The sequence below is a fragment of the Streptomyces sp. YS415 genome (genome assembly GCF_023544665.1).
Taxonomy (GTDB): domain Bacteria; phylum Actinomycetota; class Actinomycetes; order Streptomycetales; family Streptomycetaceae; genus Streptomyces.
In genome coordinates this window covers 111,071-127,592 of the sequence record NZ_JAMJFL010000011.1, presented here as the reverse complement: position 1 = coordinate 127,592, position 16,522 = coordinate 111,071, and the positions used below count along the sequence as shown (strand labels likewise).

Genomic DNA, 16,522 nt, shown 5'->3' with positions numbered 1-16,522 from the left:
AACCCTGCAAATGTGCCCTCAAAGGTCACATCAATTGCCTCTTGACTTCGATACATGAAGGCATAGGGTCGGCAACGTTGCTTTTACCTTCAGGTATCTCGACTTGGAGGAGCTGACCCACCCGGCAGCGTTGCCGGTGTCCGAGGAGTTACACGTGACCAGCACAGCGCAGGCACCCCAGTCGGGTGCGAAGGCGAGCCACCCCGAACATCTCGGGCACGTCGTCTTCATCACGGCCGCAGCCGCCATGGGCGGTTTCCTGTTCGGCTACGACAGCTCTGTCATCAACGGCGCCAACGGCGGCATCCAGGACAGGTTCGACCTGAGCTCGGGTGCCACCGGAACGGTCGCCGCCTGCGCCCTGCTCGGCAGCGCGGTCGGCGCGGCCATCGCCGGCCGGATCGCGGACCGTATCGGCCGTATCCGCGTCATGCAGATCGCGGCGGTGCTGTTCGCCGTGTCCGCCGTCGGCTCCGGCCTTCCCTTCGCCGCGTGGGACCTCGCCGCCTGGCGTGTCCTCGGCGGTATCGCCATCGGCATGGCCTCGGTCATCGGCCCCGCCTACATCGCCGAGGTCGCCCCGCCGGCCTACCGCGGCAGGCTCGCCTCGTTCCAGCAGGCCGCCATCGTGATCGGCATCGCCGTCTCCCAGCTCGTCAACTGGGCCATCCTGAACATGGCCGACGGCGAGGAGCGCGGCACGATCGCGGGCCTGGAGTCCTGGCAGTGGATGCTCGGCGTGATGCTCGTGCCGGCCCTCGTATACGGCCTGCTCTCCTTCGCCATCCCCGAGTCCCCGCGCTTCCTGATCAGCGTCGGCCGCATCGACGAGGCCAAGAAGGTGCTCTCCGACGTCGAGGGGGACATCGACCTCGACGCCCGGGTCACCGAGATCGACGACGCCATGCGCAGCGACCACAAGTCGACCTTCCGGGACCTGCTGGGCGGCACGTACGGCCTGCTGCCGATCGTCTGGATCGGCATCGGCCTGTCCGTCTTCCAGCAGCTGGTCGGCATCAACGTCATCTTCTACTACTCGAACCTGCTGTGGCAGTCCGTCGGCGTCGACCCGTCGAGCTCGTTCTTCTACTCCTTCGAGACCTCGATCATCAACATCATCGGTACGGTCATCGCGATGATCTTCGTCGACCGGATCGGCCGCAAGCCGCTCGCCCTGATCGGCTCCGTCGGCATGGGCCTCTCGCTGGCGCTGGCCGCCTGGGCCTTCTCCTACCAGAACGGCAACGACCCGCTGCCCACCGCGCAGGGTGCCGTGGCGCTGATCGCCGCCAATGCGTTCGTGCTCTTCTTCGCCATGTCCTGGGGCGTCGTGGTGTGGGTCATGCTCGGTGAGGTCTTCCCGAACAAGATCCGCGCCGCCGCGCTCGGTGTGGCCGCCTCGGCCCAGTGGATCGCCAACTGGGTCATCACGATCACCTTCCCGGACCTGTCGGAGTGGAACCTGTCGCTCACCTACGTGATGTACGCGGTGTTCGCCTTCCTCTCCATCCCCTTCATCCTCAAGTTCGTGCCCGAGACCAAGGGCAAGAAGCTCGAGGACATGGGCTGACACCGGCCCCCGGACCCGGGGAGAAGGGCCAAGTCCCCGCTGCCCCTCTCCTCGTCTCGTGAAAGACGTGCTGCCCCGGCTCAGTCCTTGAGCCGGGGCAGCACGTCTTCGCACAGCAGCCGCAGACTGCGCAGGCCCTCCTCCGGCGGCATCCCGCCGCACAGCGGATGCAGGACGAGGCTGTCCAGGCCCTGCGTCACGCACTGCTCGGGGGTGAGCACCCGGTACACGCCCTCCGCGCGCAGCTCGTCCACCGTCGTGGCCGCCGACCGCACGGCCGAGCGGATGCCGCCGGACTGCCAGGAGGCGTACGTCCGTGCTTCGTGCAGGAAGTGCCGGCCGTACCGCTCCCAGACCCGGTCCGGGTCCTCGGCGAGATGCAGCAGCGGCGTCTCGGCGGCCGGCATCATGGTCCAGCCCTCGGTGCCGTACTCGATGAGCCGCTCCTTGTAGTACGCCTCCAGCTCCGGCAGGTGCGCGCTGGGGAAGAACGGCAGGCCGAGGCGGGCGGCCCGGCGCGCGGCGGCCTTCGAGGAACCGCCGACCAGCAGCAGGGGATGCGGCTCGGTGAAGGGGCGCGGGGTGACCCGTACCGGACGCCCCCGGTACACGAACTCCTCGCCGGTCCAGGCCTTCAGCAGCGTCTCCAGCAGCTCGTCCTGGAGCCGGCCGCGCCGCTGCCAGTCCACGTCGAACAGCGCGTACTCCTCGGGCCGGTACCCGATCCCCGCGACCGTCACCAGACGGCCGCCGCTGATCAGGTCCAGTACGGCGATGTCCTCGGCGAGCCGCAGCGGTTCGTGCAGCGGGCCGATCACCGCCGAGACCGTCACGGCGATCCGCCGGGTCGCGCCGAACACCGCGCCGGCGAAGGTGAAGGGGGAGGGCAGCCAGTTGTTCGCGGCGCCGTGGTGCTCCTCGGTCTGCACCGTGGTGACGCCGTGCTCGTCGGCGTACCGGGCCATGTCCAGGGCCGCCGCGTAGCGGGCGGCGAGCGAGGCGGGGGTGGCGTCGGGCTCGACGAGGTTGAAGCGTACGACCGTGACGGGCATGCGGGTCCCCCTTCGCCGGGCGGCTGTGAAGGCGGACGTTAGCTGACGGTGTGTCAGACATCCAGAGGGGTGTCTCCCCCCTCCATGACTGATACTGGTCGGGTTATGGACATCGTCATCCTTGCTGTAGTCATCGCCGTGGTCCTGCTCGGCACGCTCGGCGGGCTCGTGGTCGGCAGCCGGCGCAAGAAGCAGCTGCCCCCGCCGCCCCCCGCAGCGCCCGACATCACCGCCCCTCCGGCCGAGCCGCACGTCGGCGACGAGGCCGAGACGCCGCGCGACGAACCGCGCCGGACCATAGAGGAGGTGGATCTCCCCGGCGGACCGGCCACCGCCGTCGAGGAACCGCCCGTAATCGAAGAGCTCCCGCCGACCGTCATCGAGGTCCCGGAGCCCACCGCGGGTCGCCTCGTGCGGCTGCGCGCCCGTCTGTCCCGCTCCCAGAACGCACTCGGCAAGGGCCTGCTCACGCTGCTCTCGCGCGAGCACCTGGACGACGACACCTGGGAGGAGATCGAGGACATCCTGATCACCGCCGACGTCGGCGTGCAGCCCACCCAGGAGCTGGTCGAAAGCCTGCGCGAGCGGGTCAGGGTGCTCGGCACCCGGACCCCCCAGGAGCTGCGCGGCCTGCTGCGCGAGGAGCTGCTGAAGCTGGTCGGCACCGATCTGGACCGGACCGTGAAGACGGAGCCGGAGGGCCGCAAGCCCGGCATCGTGATGGTCGTCGGGGTCAACGGCACCGGCAAGACCACGACCACCGGCAAGCTCGCCCGGGTCCTGGTCGCGGACGGCAACACCGTGGTCCTCGGTGCCGCCGACACCTTCCGGGCCGCCGCCGCGGATCAGCTCCAGACCTGGGGCGAGCGGGTCGGCGCCCACACCGTGCGCGGGCCGGAGGGCGGCGACCCCGCTTCCGTTGCCTTCGACGCGGTCAAGGAGGGCAAGGAGCTGGGCTCCGACGTCGTCCTCATCGACACCGCGGGCCGGCTGCACACCAAGACCGGCCTCATGGACGAGCTCGGCAAGGTCAAGCGGGTCGTGGAGAAGCACGCGCCGCTCGACGAGGTGCTGCTCGTGCTGGACGCGACCACCGGGCAGAACGGCCTCGTGCAGGCCCGCGTCTTCGCCGAGGTCGTCGCCATCACCGGCATCGTCCTGACCAAGCTGGACGGGACGGCCAAGGGCGGCATCGTGATCGCCGTTCAGCGGGAGCTGGGCGTGCCGGTCAAGCTGATCGGTCTGGGCGAGGGCGCGGACGATCTGGCGCCGTTCGAGCCGGAGGCGTTCGTTGACGCCCTTATCGGCGAGTGATTCCGCCGAGTCCGAAGAAGCGCCCGCCCTCGGAGGTCACTCCGGGAGGCGGGCGCTCTGTTTTGGCGGGGGCGGGGGCGGGGGTGGGGCCGGGGCTTGTGGGTGAGGCTGTCGAGGGGGTCTGGAGCCGGTGGGTGAGGCGAGCCGAGGGTGCCTGAAGCCGGTGGTGGAGTCGGGCCGGTTGTGCCCGAGGCTGGTGGGTGACGCCAGCCGGTCGTGTCTGGGGCCGGTGGCGAGGTGACCCGAGGGTGTCTGGGGCCGGTACGTGATGCCAGCCGTTGAGCCCGGGGCTCGTGGGTGACGCGAGCCATTGCGTCCATGGCCCGTTGGTGACGCGAGCCGTCGCGCCCGCGGTCCGTGACTGACCCGCGTCGGCTATGCCCGGGAGCGGTGTGCCACGTATGCCAGGGTGCCGAGCAGCAGGCGTGCCGCCGGGGGCTTGGTGGCCGAGTCCAGCGCGGGGGAGCGCAGCCAGCGCACCGGGCCGAGGCCGCCGCGGTCGGAGGGCGGGGCCGTGATGTACGTACCGGGGCCGAGGCCGCGCAGGTCGAGGGAGGCCGGGTCGTCCCAGCCCATGCGGTAGAGGAGCGCGGGGAGTTCGGCGGCGGAGCCGGGGGCGACGAAGAAGTGGGCGCGGCCGTCGGGGGTGGCGGTGACCGGGCCGAGGGGCAGCCCCATCCGCTCCAGGCGGGCCAGGGCGCGGCGCCCGGCGGGCTCGGCCACCTCGATCACGTCGAATGCCCGGCCGACGGCCAGCATCACCGCGGCGCCCGGGCACTCGGACCAGATGCGGGACACCTCGTCGAGCGTGGCGCCGGCCGGGACCCGGGGCGCGAAGTGCAGCGGGTGGGCGCCCGGTTCACGGCAGTCGGCGCGGCCGCAGGAGCAGTCGCCCGCCGCCGCACGGGCGCCCGGCACCACGTCCCATCCCCACAGACCGGTGAACTCGGCGACGGCGGTGCACTCCGACGAACGGCCGCGTCGGCGCGTGCCGGAGCGGATCTCGCGGATGCCGGCGATCGTGAAGCCCATGCCCCCTCCAACGGGTCCGGCGCGCCTCTGGTTACGACGCGGATGCGGAACGTGACCCTCTGTATTCACCTTGTGCCTTCTCCGGCCCGGCTCCACACACCCGAAGCGGCGCTTTGAAGCGTCCTGGGTCGTGCACCCGGTGGTGCGCGCCCCTGAGTGCATCGCTCCGCCCACTGCCGGTCGTCCTCTGTCAAGTGAATCGTGTGGAGCCGACCGGGAGTTCATTCGAAGGGGTGGCGAATGGTGGCGTTTCCGGGATCGCCGTGGCTGGACGGGTGATCGTAGGATTACTTTGAGTGCACGAGTCCTGGGGGCACATGCACTTGCGGGTATGCCGGAGGCAACTCGGCCTCTCGTTCGAAGGGTGAGAACTACCGGACGGGCAGCCGTATTTACCGGCATTCTGATAGGGCTTGGCGCACTCGGTGACAAGTGGTCCAAGGGATGGGGGCGTTCCAGTGAGCGGCAACAGCGGAAGCGACACGAGCGCCGGAAGCGCGACGCACGCTGACAAGCGCCCGAACGAGCTGCTCACGTCCTGGTTCGTGCGCAGCGGCTGGTCGAAGGGCGAGCTCGCCCGCCAAGTCAACCGGCGGGCCCGCCAGTTGGGCGCAAACCACATCTCCACCGACACCTCCCGGGTGCGCCGCTGGCTGGACGGCGAGAACCCGCGCGAACCGATCCCGAGGATCCTGTCCGAGCTGTTCTCCGAGCGGTTCGGCTGTGTCGTCTCCGTCGAGGACCTCGGTCTGCGCGCCGCCCGCCAGGCACCCTCGGTCTCCGGAGTCGACCTGCCCTGGACTGGCCCGCAGACCGTCGCCCTGCTCAGTGAGTTCTCGCGCAGCGACCTGATGCTGGCGCGGCGCGGCTTCCTCGGGACCTCGCTGGCCCTGTCCGCGGGCCCGTCCCTCATCGAGCCCATGCAGCGCTGGCTCGTCCCCGGCCCGGCCGCCCCGCGCAGCGAACCGGAGCCCCCCGCCCAGGCCCGCCGCGGCCGGCTCTCCAGGCCCGAGCTGGAACTGCTGGAGTCCACCACCGTGATGTTCCGGCAGTGGGACGCCCAGTGCGGCGGCGGCCTGCGCCGCAAGGCGGTCGTAGGACAACTGCACGAGGTGACCGACCTCCTCCAGGAACCCCAGCCGGACTCCACCACCCGCAAGCTCTTCAAGGTCGCCGCCGAACTCGCCGAGCTGGCCGGCTGGATGTCGTACGACGTCGGGCTGCAGCCCACCGCGCAGAAGTACTTCGTGCTCGCCCTGCACGCCGCCAAGGAGGCCGGCGACCGGCCGCTCGGCTCGTACATCCTCTCCAGCATGAGCCGTCAGATGATCCACCTCGGCAGGCCCGACGACGCCCTGGAACTGGTCCACCTCGCCCAGTACGGCAGCCGCGACTGCGCGAGCCCGCGCACCCAGTCCATGCTGTATGCGATGGAGGCCCGCGCCTACGCCAACATGGGCCAGCCCGGCAAGTGCAAGCGGGCGGTGCGGATGGCCGAGGACACCTTCGGCGAGGCCGAGGAATGGGACGAGCCCGACCCCGACTGGATCCGCTTCTTCTCCGAGGCCGAGCTCTACGGCGAGAACTCCCACTCCTACCGCGACCTCGCCTATGTCGCCGGCCGCAGCCCGACCTACGCGTCACTCGCCGAGCCGCTGATGCAGCGGGCCGTGAACCTGTTCGCCGCGGACTCCGAGCACCAGCGGTCCTACGCGCTCAATCTCATCGGCATGGCCACCGTGCACCTGCTCCAGCGCGAGCCCGAGCGGAGCGCGCAGTACGCCACGGACGCCATGACGATCGCCAAGAAGGTGCGCTCCGAGCGCGTCAACACGCGTATCCGAAAAACGGTGGACACGGCCGTACGCGATTTCGGTGATCTGCGCGAGGTCGTGGACCTCACCGAACGGCTCGCCGTGGAGCTGCCCGAGACCGCCGAGGCGGTCTGAGGCACCCGCACCACCGCCCAAGCCCCGGCCGCGGCCGGCCCTCCCGAACTGCCCGACTCGGCTCCCCCATGCCAGGTCATCGGAAGGCCGTCCGCGGCCGGCCCGTACCTTCCTGCGAAGGTTGCGCCACGATAACGATCGCGGTGCCCGCCATCCGGCAGTTCACCGACGCGTAACACCCACAGCGCCTTCGTCACGGCGGCGAAACAACGAGGGGCTTCCACCGAAACCGCGCTGCGTCAATCTCATGGCGCATAACCGGCCCACCCCTCAATCCGCTCAGGCTTCGCCCGCACGGGGCCGTACCAACGACGAGGAGACGCCGATGGCACCAGCCATCACGCTTGCCGCAGAGACGGAGCTCTCTGCCGCCAACACAGGCTTCATGCTCATCTGCTCCGCCCTGGTGATGCTCATGACACCGGGTCTGGCCTTCTTCTACGGAGGCATGGTCCGTGTCAAAAGCACCCTGAACATGCTGATGATGAGCTTCATCAGCCTGGGGATCGTCACCATCCTGTGGGTGCTGTACGGCTTCTCCATGGCGTTCGGCACGGACTCCGGCAGCATCATCGGCTGGAACTCGGACTGGGTCGGCCTCAGTGACATCGGCCTGACGGAGCTGTGGGACGGCTACACGATCCCGGTCTTCGTCTTCCTGGTCTTCCAGCTGATGTTCGCGATCATCACGCCCGCCCTGATCAGCGGTGCCCTGGCCGACCGGGTGAAGTTCGGCGCCTGGGCGCTGTTCGTCGCCCTGTGGGCCACGATCGTCTACTTCCCGGTCGCGCACTGGGTCTGGGGCGCCGGCGGCTGGGCCTTCGAACTCGGTGTGATCGACTTCGCCGGTGGTACGGCCGTCCACATCAACGCCGGTGCCGCGGCGCTCGGCGTCATCCTCGTCATCGGCAAGCGCGTCGGCTTCAAGCGCGACCCGATGCGCCCGCACAGCCTCCCGCTGGTCATGCTCGGCGCGGGCCTGCTGTGGTTCGGCTGGTTCGGCTTCAACGCCGGCTCGTGGCTCGGCAACGACGACGGCGTCGGCGCGCTGATGTTCGTCAACACGCAGGTCGCCACCGCCGCCGCCATGCTGGCCTGGCTCCTCTACGAGAAGATCCGCCACGGCGCGTTCACCACCCTGGGCGCCGCCTCCGGCGCAGTCGCCGGTCTGGTCGCCATCACCCCGGCCGGCGGCGCGGTCTCCCCGCTCGGTGCCATCGCCGTCGGTGCCGTCGCCGGTCTGCTCTGCGCCATGGCCGTAGGCCTGAAGTACAAGCTCGGCTACGACGACTCGCTCGACGTCGTCGGCGTTCACCTGGTCGGCGGCATCGTCGGCTCGCTGCTGGTCGGCTTCCTCGCCACCGGCAAGGGCCAGTCCGACGTCGAGGGCCTCTTCTACGGCGGCGGCCTGGACCAGTTCTGGAAGCAGTGCGCCGGTGTCTTCGCGGTCCTCGCCTACTCCCTGGTGGTCTCCGCGATCCTCGCCTTCCTCCTCGACAAGACCATGGGCATGCGGGTCACCGAGGACGAGGAAGTCGCCGGCATCGACCAGGCCGAGCACGCCGAGACCGCATACGACTTCAGCGGGGCCGGCGGCGGCGCCGCCCGTACGACCGCTGTCCCGGCCCCGGCCGCCGACACCGCGAGCAAGAAGGTGGACGCATGAAGCTCATCACCGCAGTCGTCAAGCCCCACCGGCTCGACGAGATCAAGGAAGCCCTCCAGGCCTTCGGCGTGCACGGCCTGACGGTCACCGAGGCCAGCGGCTACGGTCGTCAGCGGGGCCACACCGAGGTCTACCGCGGTGCCGAGTACACCGTGGACCTGGTCCCGAAGATCCGCATCGAGGTCCTCGCCGAGGACGACGACGCCGAGCAGCTGATCGACGTCATCGTCAAGGCCGCCCGTACCGGCAAGATCGGTGACGGCAAGGTCTGGTCCCTGCCGGTCGAGACGGCCGTACGGGTCCGCACCGGCGAGCGCGGACCGGACGCGCTCTAACAGAAGAAGACGGACAGGAGTCGCTGGGTGACGAGTACGGACATGCCGACGGAAGCAGAAGACTCGGGACCCAGCGGCTACGCGGCGGCCCGGCTGCGCCTCCTCACCGAGGGGGCGCGGTCCGGGCCGCCGCGCCGTACAGCCCTCGCGGAACTCACCGACGACTGGCTCACCGGCCTGTTCGCCGCCGGCGCCGGGTCCCTGCGCGGGGTCTCCCTGGTGGCGGTCGGCGGCTACGGCCGCGGCGAGCTGTCCCCACGCAGCGATCTCGACCTGCTGCTCCTGCACGACGGCGGCGACAACGACGCCGTCGCCGCGCTTGCGGACCGGATCTGGTACCCGGTGTGGGACCTCGGTCTCGCCCTGGACCACTCGGTGCGGACGCCCGCCGAGGCCCGCAAGACCGCCGCGGAGGACCTCAAGGTCCAGCTGGGCCTGCTCGACGCCCGGCACATCGCCGGCGACCTCGGCCTGACCGCCGGACTGCGCACGGCCGTCCTCGCCGACTGGCGCAACCAGGCCCCCAAGCGCCTGCCCGAACTGCAGGAACTGACCGCCGAGCGCGCCGAGCGCCAGGGCGAGCTGCAGTACCTCCTGGAACCCGACCTCAAGGAGGCCCGGGGCGGCCTCCGCGACGCCACCATCCTGCGGGCCGTCGCCGCCTCCTGGCTGGCCGACGCCCCCCGCGAGGGCCTCGACGACGCCCGGCGCCGGCTGCTCGACGTACGCGACGCACTCCACCTGGCCACCGGGCGCGCGACCGACCGGCTGGCACTGCAGGAACAGGACCAGGTCGCGGCCGAGCTGGGCCTGCTGGACGCCGACACCCTGCTGCGGCAGGTGTACGAGGCGGCGCGGGTCATCGCGTACGCCAGTGATGTCACCTGGCGTGAAGTGGGGCGCGTCCTGCGGTCCCGCGCGGTGCGGCCCCGGCTGCGCGCCATGCTGGGCGGCGGCAAGCCGGTGACGGAACGCTCGCCGCTGGCCGAGGGTGTCGTGGAACAGGACGGCGAGGTGGTGCTCGCCCGTGCCGCGCGCCCCGAACGCGACCCCGTGCTCCCCTTGCGCGCCGCGGCCGCCGCCGCGCAGGCCGGACTCCCGCTCTCCCTGCACGCCGTACGGCGGCTGGCCGCCACCACCCGCCCGCTGCCCACGCCCTGGCCCGCCGAGGCCCGCGAACAGCTCGTGACCCTGCTCGGCTCCGGGCGCCCCACCATCGAGGTCTGGGAGGCGCTGGAGGCCGAGGGCCTGATCACCCGGCTGCTGCCCGACTGGGAGCGGGTGCGCTGCCGCCCCCAGCGCAACGCCGTGCACATCTGGACCGTGGACCGGCACCTCATCGAGACCGCCGTCCGCGCCTCCGAGTTCACCCGCCGCGTCCACCGCCCCGACCTGCTCCTGGTCGCCGCGCTGCTGCACGACATCGGCAAGGGCTGGCCCGGGGACCACTCCGTGGCCGGCGAGATCATCGCGCGTGACGTGGCCGCCCGGATCGGCTTCGACCGCGAGGAGGTCGCCGTACTCGCCACCCTCGTACGGCACCACCTGCTGCTCGTCGACACCGCCACCCGGCGTGACCTGGAGGATCCGGCCACGGTCCGCTCGGTCGCCGATGCGGTCGGCAGCCAGTCCACGCTGGAGCTGCTGCACGCGCTGACCGAGGCGGACGCGCTGGCCACCGGCCCCGCCGCCTGGTCGTCGTGGCGCGGCTCCCTCGTCACCGACCTGGTGAAACGCGTCTCCGCGGTGCTCGCGGGGGACGCCTCCGAGGAACCGGAGGCCGCCGCGCCCACCGCCGAGCAGGAGCGGCTGGCCATCGAGGCCGTCGCCACCGGCAGCCCGGTGCTGGCCCTGCGCGCCCAGACCGAGCCCCCGGCGGACGAGCAGCCGACGGGGGATCCGGAACCGCTCGGCGTGGAGCTGCTGATCGCCGTACCGGACCAGCCGGGCGTGCTGCCCGCCGTGGCGGGCGTCCTGGCGATGCACCGGCTCACCGTCCGCACGGCGGAACTGCGCGCGCTGGACCTCCCCGACGGCGTCGAGGGGTCGGTCCTGCTGCTGAACTGGCGGGTCGCCGCGGAGTACGGCTCGCTGCCCCAGGCCGCCCGGCTCCGCGCCGACCTGGTGCGGGCCCTGGACGGCTCCCTCGACATCGCGGGCCGCCTGGCCGAGCGGGACGCGGCCTACCCCCGCCGCCGGGGCGTCCTGGCGCCGCCCCCGAGGGTCACCGTCCACCCGGCCGCCTCGCGGCTGGCCACGGTGATCGAGGTCCGGGCCCAGGACGCGCCGGGACTGCTGTTCCGGATCGGCCGGGCCCTGGAGGACGCGCGGGTGCGGATGCGCAGCGCGCACGTCAGCACGCTCGGCGCGAACGCCGTCGACGCGTTCTATGTCACCGGTTCCGAGGGGGCCCCGCTGCCCCGCGAGGAGGCCGCTTCGGTGGCCCGGAAACTGGAGGAGACGTTGCGTGGCTGAACGGGGATCCCGGCGACTCCTGCCGCCGGGATACCCTGGAGGGCGATTCCCAGCTGCCACCGACCCCGAGGACCGACGCCGCCGTGTTCGATACTCTCTCCGATCGCCTTTCAGCGACCTTCAAGAACTTGCGCGGCAAGGGGCGCTTGAGCGAAGCGGACATCGACGCCACGGCGCGCGAGATCCGCATCGCGCTCCTCGAAGCGGATGTCGCCCTCCCCGTCGTCCGCACGTTCATCAAGAACGTCAAGGAGCGCGCGCTCGGGGCCGAGGTCTCCAAGGCGCTGAACCCCGCCCAGCAGGTCCTCAAGGTCGTCAACGACGAACTGGTCACCATCCTGGGCGGCGAGACGCGCCGTCTCCGCTTCGCCAAGCAGCCGCCCACCGTGATCATGCTGGCGGGTCTGCAGGGTGCCGGTAAGACCACCCTCGCGGGCAAGCTCGGCCACTGGCTCAAGGAGCAGGGCCACTCCCCGCTGCTGGTCGCCTGTGACCTCCAGCGGCCGAACGCCGTGAACCAGCTCAGCGTCGTCGCCGAGCGCGCCGGCGTCGCGGTGTTCGCCCCGGAGCCGGGCAACGGCGTCGGTGACCCGGTCAAGGTCGCCAAGGACTCCATCGAGTTCGCGAAGTCCCGGGTCCACGACATCGTGATCGTCGACACCGCCGGCCGCCTGGGCATCGACCAGGAGATGATGCAGCAGGCCGCGGACATCCGGGACGCGGTCAGCCCCGACGAGATCCTCTTCGTCGTCGACGCCATGATCGGCCAGGACGCGGTCAACACCGCCGAGTCGTTCCGCGACGGCGTCGGCTTCGACGGCGTGGTGCTCTCCAAGCTCGACGGTGACGCCCGCGGTGGTGCCGCCCTGTCGATCCGGCAGATCACCGGCAAGCCGATCATGTTCGCGTCGAACGGCGAGAAGCTCGGCGACTTCGACGCCTTCCACCCGGACCGGATGGCCTCCCGCATCCTCGACATGGGTGACCTGCTCACCCTGATCGAGCAGGCGGAGAAGACCTTCGACCAGGCCGAAGCCCAGAAGATGGCGGAGAAGCTGGCCTCCAAGAAGGGCCAGGACTTCACCCTCGACGACTTCCTGTCCCAGATGGAACAGGTCAGGAAGATGGGCTCGATCTCCAAGCTGCTCGGCATGCTGCCCGGCATGGGGCAGATCAAGGACCAGATCAACAACCTGGACGAGCGGGACGTCGACCGCACCGCCGCGATCATCAAGTCGATGACCCCGGCCGAGCGCCAGGAACCGACGATCATCAACGGCTCGCGCCGCGCCCGCATCGCCAAGGGCTCCGGTGTCGACGTCAGTGCGGTGAAGAACCTGGTCGAGCGGTTCTTCGAGGCCCGCAAGATGATGTCCCGCATGGCCCAGGGCGGCGGCATGCCGGGGATGCCCGGGATGCCGGGCATGGGCGGCGGCCCCGGCCGGACGAAGAAGCAGCCCAAGAAGGCCAAGGGCAAGCAGCGCTCCGGCAACCCGATGAAGCGCAAGCAGCAGGAGCAGGAGGAGGCCGCCCGGCGCGCGGCCGCCGCCCAGGCCGGCGGCGCCTTCGGCGTGCCCGGCCAGCAGGCTCCGCAGGACTTCGAACTGCCGGACGAATTCAAGAAGTTCATGGGCTGACACCCGGATCCGGGTACGACGAGGAGGGCGCCCCCGGCCACCGGGGGCGCCCTCCTCGCGTGCCGGGGCCGGAGCCCCGCTAGCCGTTCGGGAAGGTCCAGGTGTACGGCTCTGCCTCGGCCTCCTGCCAGTGCACCTCGACGTTCTTCGCGCCGGCGGGCACCAGGTAGGTCTCGCAGAAGGTGTGGCTCTCGCCCTGCTTCCAGCCCTCGATGTCGTAGGGGTCCTCGCAGCCGGCCGCGTCCTCGGCGGCGCCGATGAGGATGGAGCCGCGCTGTCCGTCGGCCCAGACGGTGGTCCCGTCGCCGACCTGGGGGGAGCCGGTCAGCGCCGGGCCGCCCTTGTGCGTGAACGTCACATGGGCGACGGCCGGGACGAGCCCCTTGGCGTCCTCGGGGTCGGCCACCGCCTGCGCGGCCTCGGCCTCGGTGCCCACGTCGACCCGCTCCGCGAGGATCTCGTACGTGACCTTGCCGGGGTCCTCCTCGTACACCCCCGTGGCGCTCCGGCCGGGCTTCAGCGCGCCGCCGGAGGAGGGCTCGGGGGCGGCGGGCGAGGCCTTCGCCTGCGAGGTGGCCGGGCTCTTCGCGTCGGCCTCGTCGTCCCCGCCCGAGCAGGCGGTGAGCGCCAGGGCGAGGACGGCGACGGGCGCGGCCAGACGCAGCGCGGTCTTGCGGTACAGCACAACAGCTCCTGTATGCGGATGTGTAATTCCCCCGAGCGATTCGTCAGGCTAGAGGGAAGGCGCGCAGTTCAGCGAAGCGAGAAGGTTCTTGCTTCGCATCCTTCACACCATTCACACGTGCACTTCCAGGAACTCGCCCGCCCGCGCGGGGCGTTCAGGGCACCCGGGCGATGAGGTACCGGAACACGTTCGGCATCCACACGGTGCCGTCCGTCCGCCGGTGCGGATGGAGGGCCTCCGTCAGTTCCTTGTCCACCTGTGCCCGGTCCGTCGCGGCGATCGCCGCGTCGAACAGCCCGGTCGACAGCAGTCCGCGTACGGCGCTGTCGACATCGGCGTAGCCGAAGGGGCACGCCACCCGCCCGGAGCCGTCGGGACGCAGGCCGGCCCGGTGCGCGACCTCCTCCAGGTCGTCCCGCAGAGCGGGGCGCCAACTGCCCGCTCTGCGCAGCGGATCTGCCAGCTTGGTGGCCACGCGCAGCACGGACGACGTGGCGCAGCGCTCCGGCGGACCCCAGCCGGCCAGCACCACGGCCGCCCCCTGCTCGGCGAGCGGCCTCGCCCCTCGCAGCAGGTCGCCGAGGCCCTCCGAGTCGCCCGCGAGACACCCGATGGGCTCGAACGCCGTCACCAGGCTGTACGCGGGCGCCCCTGGCCCGGCCGCGTCCCGGGGTGAGCCGTCGGTGAGCCGGGTGTCGGCACGCGCGCGTGCGCCCCCCGGCCCCGCCGCCAGCCGCTGCTTGGCGAGGGCGAGCCGTTCGGGGGAGGCGGACTCGACACCGGCGATCGCGGCCCCCCGGGAGGACGCCATCAGCAGGGCGAGCCCGGAACCGCAGCCGAGGCCCAACATCCGTGTGCCGGGGCCCACTTCGAGCCGCTCGTAGACGGCCTCGTAGAGCGGTACCAGCATCCGCTCCTGGATCTCCGACCAGTCACGCGCGCGTGCCCACAGGTCCACACGGGTCTTGGATCCCGGGTGAGACAGGTGTTGCCGCACGAGCGTAGGTGTCATCGAAAGCGCCCCAATCCGCAGAGAGTTGCCGCTGTGCCCGTTTCCGTGTCCCCCGTGCCGTGCGTTCGCTCTTCCCCCGTATGCCAGGAAACTCCGCGCTCGACCCGGAGTCCAGGGGTCGTCGGGCCCGGCTTGGGACCGGCACGTGCCTGTGGCGAGAATTCACATTCCGGCAACGTGGGCCCGTACCATCGCGCCATGGCAAAGGCACCCGTTCTCACACCGCGGGCGGACGACTTCCCGCGCTGGTACCAGGATCTGATCGCCAAGGCCGAGCTGGCCGACAATGGGCCGGTGCGCGGCACGATGGTGATCCGACCGTACGGGTACGGACTGTGGGAGCGGATGCAGGCGGAGATGGACGCCCGCATCAAGGAGACGGGCACCCAGAACGCGTACTTCCCGCTGCTCATCCCGCAGTCGTACTTCGCCAGGGAGGCCGACCACGTCGAGGGCTTCGCGCCCGAGCTGGCGGTGGTCACGCACGGCGGCGGCAAGGAGCTGGAGGAGCCGGCGGTCGTCCGGCCCACCTCCGAGATGATCGTCAACGACTACTTCGCCAAGTGGGTGCAGAGCTACCGCGACCTGCCGCTGCTGATCAACCAGTGGGCCAACGTGGTGCGTTGGGAACTCAGGCCCCGGCTGTTCCTGCGCACGACGGAGTTCCTCTGGCAGGAGGGCCACACCGCGCACGCCACGTACGAGGACGCCCGCGACTTCGCCGCGCACATCCACCGTCAGGTCTACGAGGACTTCATGGTGAACCTCCTCGCCATGGACGTCGTACCCGGCCGCAAGACCGTCAAGGAGCGGTTCGCCGGGGCGCTCAACACCCTCACCCTCGAAGGCATGATGGGCGACGGCAAGGCGCTCCAGATGGCCACCAGCCATGAACTGGGCCAGAACTTCGCCAGGGCCTTCAACACGCGCTACCTGTCGAAGGACGGCACGCAGGAACTCGTCTGGCAGACCTCCTGGGGTTCGACGACCCGCATGATCGGCGCCCTGGTGATGGCGCACGGGGACGACAACGGCCTGCGCGTGCCGCCGCGGCTGGCGCAGATCCAGGTCGTCGTCCTCGCGATCAAGGGCGACGAGGCGGTTCTGGCCAAGGTCCGCGAGCTCGGCGACCGGCTGAAGGCGGCCGGCATCCGGGTGCGGGTCGACGACCGTACGGACACCCCCTTTGGGCGGCGCGCGGTCGACTGGGAGCTCAAGGGCGTGCCGGTGCGGATCGAGATCGGGCCGCGCGACCTGGAGAGCGGCACCGCGATGGTGGCTCGCCGGATTCCCGGCGGCAAGGAGGCGGTGGCCCTCGAATCCCTGGTGGAGCTGCTGCCCGGGATGCTGGAGGACGACCAGGCGCTGCTGCTCACGCAGTCCCGAGAGCGCCGCGAGTCCCGCACGAGTGAGGTGTCGACGATCGAGGAGGCCGTCGAGGCCGCCGCCACCGGCTGGGCGCGCATCCCGTGGGCCGCGCTGGGCGCGGCGGGCGAGGCCGCGCTGGCCGAGCACTCGGTGACCGTACGCTGTCTGGTCGCCGAGGACGGGTCGGTGCCGGAGGACGAGGACGCGCCGGGTAACGTCGCGATCGTCGCGCGCGCTTACTGAGACGAGGCGGAAAGGCGCGAGAGCGACCGAAAGGCCTCTTGCGCCGCCGCCCGACACTGCCACCCCACCGTGCGGAGACGGCGTACGCGCCGGGGCGTACGTCAGCCTACGCACCACCTTGTGGTGAGCTGCGAGGCTTCTCCGCAGATCAGCGCACCCGCCCTCGTCAGGACGCATCAGCGGC

At 71.0% G+C, this 16,522-nt stretch carries 12 protein-coding genes; 8 read left to right on the top strand and 4 right to left on the bottom strand.

Features of this window, described 5'->3' with window-relative positions; translation table 11 throughout:
• The first annotated feature begins 154 nt into the window (after window positions 1–154).
• Entirely contained in the window at window positions 155–1,570 is a 1,416-nt protein-coding gene (locus M8H82_RS16475; protein ID WP_250074611.1) for a sugar porter family MFS transporter, read from the top strand.
• 80 nt (window positions 1,571–1,650) lie between these two features.
• On the opposite strand, the gene M8H82_RS16470 is transcribed toward M8H82_RS16475, so the two are convergent.
• Window positions 1,651–2,622, bottom strand: a complete 972-nt coding sequence (locus M8H82_RS16470) for an LLM class flavin-dependent oxidoreductase (protein WP_250074609.1) — start codon at window positions 2,620–2,622, stop codon at window positions 1,651–1,653.
• 105 nt (window positions 2,623–2,727) lie between these two features.
• Between M8H82_RS16470 and ftsY the strand changes: the two genes are divergently transcribed.
• The gene (gene ftsY / locus M8H82_RS16465) at window positions 2,728–3,936 is read left to right on the top strand and encodes a signal recognition particle-docking protein FtsY (RefSeq protein ID WP_250074607.1); all 1,209 of its coding nucleotides are present in this window, start codon (window positions 2,728–2,730) and stop codon (window positions 3,934–3,936) included.
• Between the two features lie 375 nt (window positions 3,937–4,311).
• On the opposite strand, the gene M8H82_RS16460 is transcribed toward ftsY, so the two are convergent.
• Entirely contained in the window at window positions 4,312–4,968 is a 657-nt protein-coding gene (locus M8H82_RS16460) for a bifunctional DNA primase/polymerase (RefSeq protein ID WP_250074605.1), read from the bottom strand.
• A 458-nt stretch (window positions 4,969–5,426) separates the two neighbouring features.
• On the opposite strand from M8H82_RS16460, the gene M8H82_RS16455 reads away from it, so the two are divergent.
• From M8H82_RS16455 to ffh, 5 genes are all read left to right on the top strand, one after another.
• Window positions 5,427–6,917, top strand: a complete 1,491-nt coding sequence (locus M8H82_RS16455; protein ID WP_250074603.1) for a hypothetical protein — start codon at window positions 5,427–5,429, stop codon at window positions 6,915–6,917.
• Between the two features lie 325 nt (window positions 6,918–7,242).
• A complete protein-coding gene (locus tag M8H82_RS16450) occupies window positions 7,243–8,583 on the top strand; it encodes an ammonium transporter (RefSeq protein WP_250074602.1) in 1,341 nt (446 codons plus the stop codon).
• Window positions 8,580–8,918: a P-II family nitrogen regulator gene (locus M8H82_RS16445; protein WP_003997576.1), complete on the top strand. Its 339-nt coding sequence runs from the start codon at window positions 8,580–8,582 to the stop codon at window positions 8,916–8,918. Before M8H82_RS16450 ends, M8H82_RS16445 begins: the two co-directional genes overlap by 4 nt.
• A gap of 27 nt (window positions 8,919–8,945) precedes the next feature.
• Window positions 8,946–11,393, top strand: coding sequence for a [protein-PII] uridylyltransferase (locus M8H82_RS16440; RefSeq protein ID WP_250074600.1), 2,448 nt, complete (start codon window positions 8,946–8,948; stop codon window positions 11,391–11,393).
• A gap of 83 nt (window positions 11,394–11,476) precedes the next feature.
• Window positions 11,477–13,030, top strand: a complete 1,554-nt coding sequence (ffh, locus tag M8H82_RS16435) for a signal recognition particle protein (protein WP_250074598.1) — start codon at window positions 11,477–11,479, stop codon at window positions 13,028–13,030.
• A gap of 79 nt (window positions 13,031–13,109) precedes the next feature.
• Here ffh and M8H82_RS16430 read toward each other — a convergent pair whose 3' ends face one another.
• The gene (locus M8H82_RS16430; RefSeq protein WP_250074596.1) at window positions 13,110–13,715 is read right to left on the bottom strand and encodes a hypothetical protein; all 606 of its coding nucleotides are present in this window, start codon (window positions 13,713–13,715) and stop codon (window positions 13,110–13,112) included.
• 154 nt (window positions 13,716–13,869) lie between these two features.
• Window positions 13,870–14,727: a class I SAM-dependent methyltransferase gene (locus M8H82_RS16425; RefSeq protein ID WP_250074593.1), complete on the bottom strand. Its 858-nt coding sequence runs from the start codon at window positions 14,725–14,727 to the stop codon at window positions 13,870–13,872.
• Between the two features lie 198 nt (window positions 14,728–14,925).
• Between M8H82_RS16425 and proS the strand changes: the two genes are divergently transcribed.
• Window positions 14,926–16,338 (top strand): proline--tRNA ligase, encoded by a 1,413-nt coding sequence (proS, locus tag M8H82_RS16420; RefSeq protein ID WP_250074591.1) that lies wholly within the window; start codon window positions 14,926–14,928, stop codon window positions 16,336–16,338.
• Window positions 16,339–16,522 lie beyond the last annotated feature (184 nt).